Origin of the sequence: Trichocoleus desertorum ATA4-8-CV12, assembly GCA_019358975.1 — a bacterium.
Taxonomy (GTDB): domain Bacteria; phylum Cyanobacteriota; class Cyanobacteriia; order FACHB-46; family FACHB-46; genus Trichocoleus; species Trichocoleus desertorum_A.
The window spans coordinates 48,761-55,605 of the sequence record JAHHIL010000035.1 but is presented as its reverse complement, the minus strand read 5'-3'; the positions used below and the strand labels follow the sequence as shown (position 1 = coordinate 55,605).

Sequence of the window (6,845 nt, the reverse complement as noted above, 5' to 3'; positions counted from 1 at the left end):
TGTTAGTCTGTGGAGCGACCATAAGACCTGAAGAGAGTAAATCTCGGAAGGCGGGTGCTATGAAGCAGAAACCTAAATCGTGAGGTTTGGGAATCCCACGCGCTTTAGCTGTGGGAGGATGTCAACTCTAACAATTGTGATTCTGTGAGCAGGGAAACTCCTAAGGTTTTGGCTTTTTCTAGTTTGGAGCCTGCATTTTCTCCCGCTACCAAATAGTTGGTTTTGGCACTGACGGAATCGGTGACTTTACCCCCTGCTTGTTGAATCAGGGCTTTGGCTTCATCGCGTTTCAGGGTGGGCAGAGTGCCTGTAATCACGAATATTTTGCCTGCTAAAGCTTGATTCTCGCGAGTGGGTTGGGTGGTGGCTGCGGCGGCAAACTGCAACCCTGCTGCTTGTAACCGCTCGATCAAGGTTTGGTTGGCGGGGATGCGGAACCATTGGTGCACGGCTTGGGCGATTTCGGAACCGATGCCGTAGACGCTGGCGATCGCACTTACCTCCGCACTCGCTAACTGTTCGACGCTGGGAAACTGAGCGGTGAGGGTTTGGGCATTGACGCTGCCGACATGACGAATTCCCAAGCCGTAGAGGACACGGGACCAAGGTTGGTCTTTGGAATGGGCGATCGCATTGACGAGTTTCTCAGCCGACTTTTGACCCATGCGCTCTAGAGTCATGAGGCGTTCTGTGGTGAGGTCGTAGAGGTCAGCAACAGACTGCACCAAGTCATGCTCGACAAATTGCTGCACCAGTTTCTCGCCTAAGCCGTTGATGTCTAAAGCGTCGCGGCTGGCCCAGTGGATCAAGGCTCCCCGAAGAATGGCGGGACAAGAGGCGTTGATGCAGCGGGTGACGGCTTCGGTTTCGGGTTTGACGACGGGTTGACCGCACTCTGGGCAGTGGGTGGGCATGGTGAAGGAGCGGGCATCAGCGGGGCGGAGTTCCTTCAGCACTCGCACCACTTCCGGGATGATTTCGCCCGCTTTACGGACGATCACGGTGTCGCCAATATGAATGTCGAGTTCGGCAATGCGATCGCGGTTGTGCAGGGTGGCGCGAGAAACGGTGGTGCCTGCGAGCTGCACAGGTTTGAGTTCGGCGACGGGGGTGATGGCTCCGGTGCGACCCACATTGACGCTAATGTTTTCTAGCAAGGTGGGGGCTTCTTCGGCGGGATACTTGAGCGCGATCGCCCAGCGGGGAAACTTTTGGGTAAAACCGAGCTGGGTTTGCAGGTCGAAGGAGTTGATTTTGATCACCACGCCGTCGGTCATGTAGGGCAACTCGACGCGCTCAGTAGACCAGCGATCGCAGTAGGCTTTGACGGCTTCTAGGTTGGGGCATCGCTCACGATTAGGGTTGACGCGGAATCCCACTTGTTGCAACCATGCCAAGGCTTCCCACTGGCTTTGAATTTGGAAGGGATGCTCGACTTCTCCTTGGGCCGAGGCATCGGGGATGTGCAAGGTGTAGGCAAAGAAGTCTAGGCGACGTTTGGCGACGATACGGGAGTCGAGCTGGCGCAGAGTTCCGGCGGCGGCGTTGCGGGGGTTGGCGAATGATGCTTCACCTGCCTGGGCGCGTTCTTGGTTGATTTGCTCGAACACGTCTAGCGGTAAAAAGGCTTCGCCTCGCACTTCTACTAAAGGCGGCGGGTTGTCGAGGTTGAGCCGGAGGGGAATGGAGCGGATGGTTTTGATGTTTTGGGTAATCTCTTCGCCAGAGATGCCATCGCCACGAGTCGCGCCTCGTACCAAAAGGCCATTTTCGTAGCTGAGGGCGATCGCGTTACCGTCGATTTTTAGTTCACACACATATTCGGCTGCACCTACATCCGGGGCAACTCTGCGCCAACGTTCCTGCCAAGTATTCAAATCGGCATTGCCAAAGGCATTTTCTAAGCTGTAGAGCGGTACGTTGTGGCGGACGGAGGTGAACTGGGAGGCAGGTCGTTCACCCACGCGCTGGGTGGGGCTGTCGGGGGTGATCAGCTCTGGATATTGGATTTCTAAGTCTTTGAGTTCCCGGTAGAGCTGGTCGTAAACCGCGTCGGGCATGGTTGGAGTATCGAGCACGTAGTACTCATAGCTAGCCTTTTGCACCAATTTCCGCAGTTCTAGCACTCGCGCTGCGATCGCAGGGGTTGGCTGTGCAGTTGGCTGTTCCACAAAGACGCTCCGTTGCCCATCAATCAACAAGTCCAGACGCTAGTTTAACGCTCTCGCTCCTCTGTGTGACGACGAAAGAAGACCAAAAGCGATCGCGGTTTAACCCACTCCTAAACTGCTATTAACTCAAAGCTGGACTCAAGCTTAATCTCAACCACGTATTTTCACTGGAGGGCCATTGATACGCTTGTATGAGGAGTGATGATATGTTTCATCTGTTCAAGTTAGGATTGCTAGCAAGTGCCGTATTAGCGGTGTTTCCCATTAATGAAGTGAAAGCTGCTACTTTAACAGGTCAACCTCCCATTGTGATTGGGCATCGAGGTGCGAGTGGTCTGCGGCCAGAGCATACCTTAGCGGCTTATGAGTTGGCGATCGCGCAGGGAGCCGATTATATTGAGCCTGACTTGGTTGCAACCAAAGATGGGGTGTTGGTGGCGCGTCACGAAAACGAGATTTCTGGCACCACGGATGTAGCTGAGCGGTCCGAATTTGCTGCCCGAAAAACCACCAAAGTCATCGATGGTACGACCTTCACCGGATGGTTCACCGAAGACTTTACTTTAGCCGAACTGAAGACGCTGCGGGCCAAGGAGCGGATTCCTGACGTACGTCCCGGAAATACGGCTTTTAATGGTCAATTTGAAATTCCGACGCTGCAAGAGGTGATTGACTTAGCGCAGCGCAAGAGTGCTGAACTAGGCCGCACCATTGGCATTTATCCCGAAACCAAGCACCCTAGCTACTTTGACTCGATTGGTCTGTCACTTGAAGAACCTTTGGTCGAAACTCTCAACCAGAATGGTTATATCGGCCTCAATGCTCCGGTATTTATTCAGTCTTTTGAAGTGGGCAACCTCCAGCAACTCAATCAACTGACGGATGTGCCTTTGGTGCAGCTATTTGGGGGTGCGACTGACCAACCCTACGACTTTGTGTTGAGCGGAGATACCCGCACCTATGGCGATTTGACCCAATCCAATGCTTTGGCTGCGATCACCTCCTACGCCAACGGCATTGGCCCTTCTAAGCGCTTGATTGTGCCTGCGACCACCGTTGACCAAAACCAAGACGGCAAGCCAGATGACTTGGATGGGGATGGAGTCATCACCGATGCCGATCGATTCTTGCGATCGCCTACTACTTTAGTGGCTGATGCTCATGCAGCTGGTCTGTTGGTGCATCCCTACACGTTCCGCAACGAAAACATCTTCTTGGCCCAAGATTACAGCGGCAATCCTGAACGTGAATACGAGCAGTTCTTCGCGCTGGGGGTAGATGGTGTTTTCAGCGATTTTCCTGGGACTGGGGTGCAAGTGAGGAATCGGGTTGCTGGTGATCCAAAGGACACCACAGAAGTCCCCGAACCTGGTGTGGCTTTAGCGCTAGGAGCGATTCCTGTCGCCGCGTTTCTCCGCCGTCGCCGTACTCAGTCCAAACTGTCTTAGGCTTTAAGGACGCGATCGCTAAGCTGCCCTTCATCGGATGGACAATTGAAGCGATCGCGCTTTTCCTTGATTAGTCTAAACTCCAGCCTTAAGCACAGCGACCCACGTTACAAAATAATTTGCCTTTATTCTCCAGTAATCGCTAAACTATCCACCCAAATTCGAGGACAGACTCCACCGGGAGTTACTTCGGCTTCTGGCTCCACGTAAACGATCGCCTTGAGTAGTGCCAAGAAATCTCCCGCGACCGTGGCCGACTCTACACTGACGCGATCGCCTTTGTTCACGACCCAACCATCGAATGGTAGTGAGAATGAGCCTTGCAAGGACTGTACTCCTGCATGGAGGGCTTGCAAATCGTCAATCAAGACCACATTTTCAGCGGTATCGAGACTGTAAGTTGTGTCTACTGCCTGACCTGGAGCAACGTGGTAGTAATGTGGCCCCACAGTAATTTTTGCGCCCATGTTGGCATTGCCTGTCGGCTGCGCGTTCATTCGCTTGGCAGTTCCCGCACTGTGGAGAAATCCGCTCAGCACACCCTCGGTAATCAATGGAGTCTTCCGAGTTGGGGTGCCTTCGCCATCAAACATTTCCGCACCGATATTACCGGGATGATGGGGGTCATCACAGACGGACAGTAGAGGCGAAGCGATCTGTGTCCCCAAGGATTCTGGAGTCGAGAGGCTTTGTCTGTCGAGGATACTTTGGGCGTTGTACAGATTGGAGAACGCTCCCAACAAGCTCAGGAAGGCTTCTGGAGAGAACACGACTAGATATTTGCCTGACTGAATTTTGTTGTAGTTCAGGTGGCTGATGGTTTTCTCCGCCGCTTCCTGGATACAAGCTTGCACGTCTAGCTCTGGAAATCCATAACCCACTCTGAACGCTCCAGCACTGCGAGGCTTTTTGCCCTCTTCTTCGGTTTTGCTATAGAGATACACCGAAGCATAGGAGCCACCTTCATACCGCTGTGCTCCTTCGCTGTTGAGATAGAAGCGATCGAAATCTCGCTGGGCCATACCGTTGTATGGAACTCCAGCGATCGCGGGATGCGCCTCTAGTAATTCTTTTTCAGCCTTTGCTAATGTCTCAATTAGTGTGGAAACTGGAGCTTGCGGAGTCTTCTCATGAGAAGTTGCGGAAATCGGAGCGGTCGCCTCTGGGCTGAAGTCAGGCACATGCTCTTTAGCGCCAAAGAAACTAGCTTCGTAAGCGGTTTTCAGCGCCAACTCCACACCCGCCGGATCAACATCCGTGGTGGAGGTAATCCCAACGCGGTGTTCTTCGTTCCACACTCGCACCGTTACACTGGAGCGATTCGACGCCTTAACCTGCTTCGGTTCTCCCTGGTCTACCTGAGCACTGGTTTCATCCACCGAGGAACCGTAAATATCAAATTTTTGGATACCCAGTTTTGTGGCGCTTGCTTGGGCGTAAGTCGCTAGTTCTTGAATATTTGGCATATTGCAGTCTTACTGGCTAACGTATGTCTTTGCAAAAATCTTGAATTAAGCCCTCAAACCTCTCCCCAAACCCCTCTCCTGCGAGGCGAGGGGCTTTGAATCTAGCTTCCCTTAGTAGAGCAGAAGCTGGGTTAGGTAGGCTTTGAATCTAACTCCCCTTCCCTAGTAGGGAAGGGGCTGGGGGTTAGGTCTCCCAAACTTAACGACCACCCACAGTGATCGAATCGACCTTGATGTGAGGCTGACCCACAGTGACGTAAATGCTGCCGCTGACCGAGCCGCAGAAACCTGCTGCCAAACCTAAATCTTGAGAGCACATGGAGATCTTGTTCATGATTTCCTTGGCTTCTCCGATTAAGGTTGCGCCTTTGAGCGGTTTGGTGACTTTGCCATTCTCAATCAAGTAGGCTTCATCCACAGCAAAGTTAAACTGTCCGGTAGGGCCAACACTGCCGCCACCCATCTTCTTGCAGTAAATACCTTTGTCGATCGAGGCAAATAGATCTTCAACGGAGTGTTCGCCGGGGGCAATGTAGGTATTTCGCATCCGGGATGCCGCCGCGTGAGTATAGCTTTGGCGACGACCACTGCCTGTGCGGGGATGTCCGGTGCGGATGGAACCCGTGCGATCGCTCAGAAAGTTCTTGAGGATGCCATTTTCAATCAACAGCGTCCGTTGAGCGGGCATGCCTTCGTCGTCCATGTCGATGGTGCCGAACTCATCGGTGGACAGACCCTCATCCCAAGCGGTTAAGCTTTCGTGGGCAATCTTTTCGCCTTTTTTGTCGATAAAGGGAGTAGTCTTGCGCTCGATTTGAGTGGTTTCGAGCAAGTGACCGCAAGCTTCGTGGAAAATTACGCCACCGAACTTGTTCGCCATGATGATCGGGTAGGTGCCCGATTCCACATAGTCGGCATAGAGCATCTTGCCTGCGGATTCGGCCACATCTGCGGCGGTAGCGGCGTAGTCCCAACCCCGGAGGAAATCAGGATTGCTCGTATCTCCAACTCGCTGGCTGATAGAAGAACGGTTAGCTCCATCAGCGCAGAGCAGGCTATAACCAACAGATTGAGTCAGGCGAATATCTCTGGCAAAAGTGCCGTCACTGGCTGCAACTAACACTTCTTGCCAATCGCGAAAATAAGCAGCCCGACGAGATTGGACGTGGGTGGCTTTGGTTTGCAGTTGAGCGTTAGCAGCTAAGAGAATGTCGCCCATTTCTCGCATGGAGCTGCAACCACTGAGCCAAGCTTCCTTACCTTTCTTGGTGGCGTAGTCGCGTAGCAGTTCCAGGTTAATTTCAGGGACAAAGGCGCTAGGGGCAGGCAGGTGCAAACCCAGAATAGATAAGCCTTTTTCCAGAGCAGCTTTCAGGCCCGAAAAGCTCAGATCGTTGGTGCTGACGTAACAGTCGGACTTACCCCGAAACACGCGCACGCCTGCACCTGTCGATAAGCGAGGCGCAATGCTGCTAATGCCATCATCTTCTGCCAGACAGCTGATGTAGTTGGTGCGCTCCAAGAAAAATTCGATAAAGTCAGCACCCGCTGCTCGTCCTAGACCTAACAGTGTGGAGAGGGGAGCTTGCCAGGTTTCATCAAAGCGATCGCGGGTGGAGTTGTATTGGAGAGTTGGTAATTCTTTAGAGAGCAACAAAGTCCTTGGAGGCATCGATAACGTCATCTGCTGGCGTCCTTACAGAAAGTTGACTGACAAAGCCTAGTACGCTCAGTCTAACAAATCGCCAAAAAGCCGATGA

At 52.9% G+C, this 6,845-nt stretch carries 4 protein-coding genes; 1 reads left to right on the top strand and 3 read right to left on the bottom strand.

The features are described 5' to 3' along the window. Positions 1–104: 104 nt before the first annotated feature. Positions 105–2,138, bottom strand: a complete 2,034-nt coding sequence (gene ligA / locus KME12_19990) for an NAD-dependent DNA ligase LigA (protein ID MBW4490069.1) — start codon at positions 2,136–2,138, stop codon at positions 105–107. A gap of 239 nt (positions 2,139–2,377) precedes the next feature. Between ligA and KME12_19985 the strand changes: the two genes are divergently transcribed. Further along, entirely contained in the window at positions 2,378–3,619 is a 1,242-nt protein-coding gene (locus KME12_19985; protein MBW4490068.1) for a glycerophosphodiester phosphodiesterase, read from the top strand. A 125-nt stretch (positions 3,620–3,744) separates the two neighbouring features. On the opposite strand, the gene KME12_19980 is transcribed toward KME12_19985, so the two are convergent. Together KME12_19980 and KME12_19975 are read right to left on the bottom strand one after the other, a co-directional pair. Then, complete coding sequence (locus KME12_19980; GenBank protein MBW4490067.1) at positions 3,745–5,085, bottom strand: TldD/PmbA family protein; 1,341 nt, start codon at positions 5,083–5,085, stop codon at positions 3,745–3,747. Between the two features lie 199 nt (positions 5,086–5,284). Beyond that, the gene (locus KME12_19975) at positions 5,285–6,757 is read right to left on the bottom strand and encodes a TldD/PmbA family protein (GenBank protein MBW4490066.1); all 1,473 of its coding nucleotides are present in this window, start codon (positions 6,755–6,757) and stop codon (positions 5,285–5,287) included. Positions 6,758–6,845 lie beyond the last annotated feature (88 nt).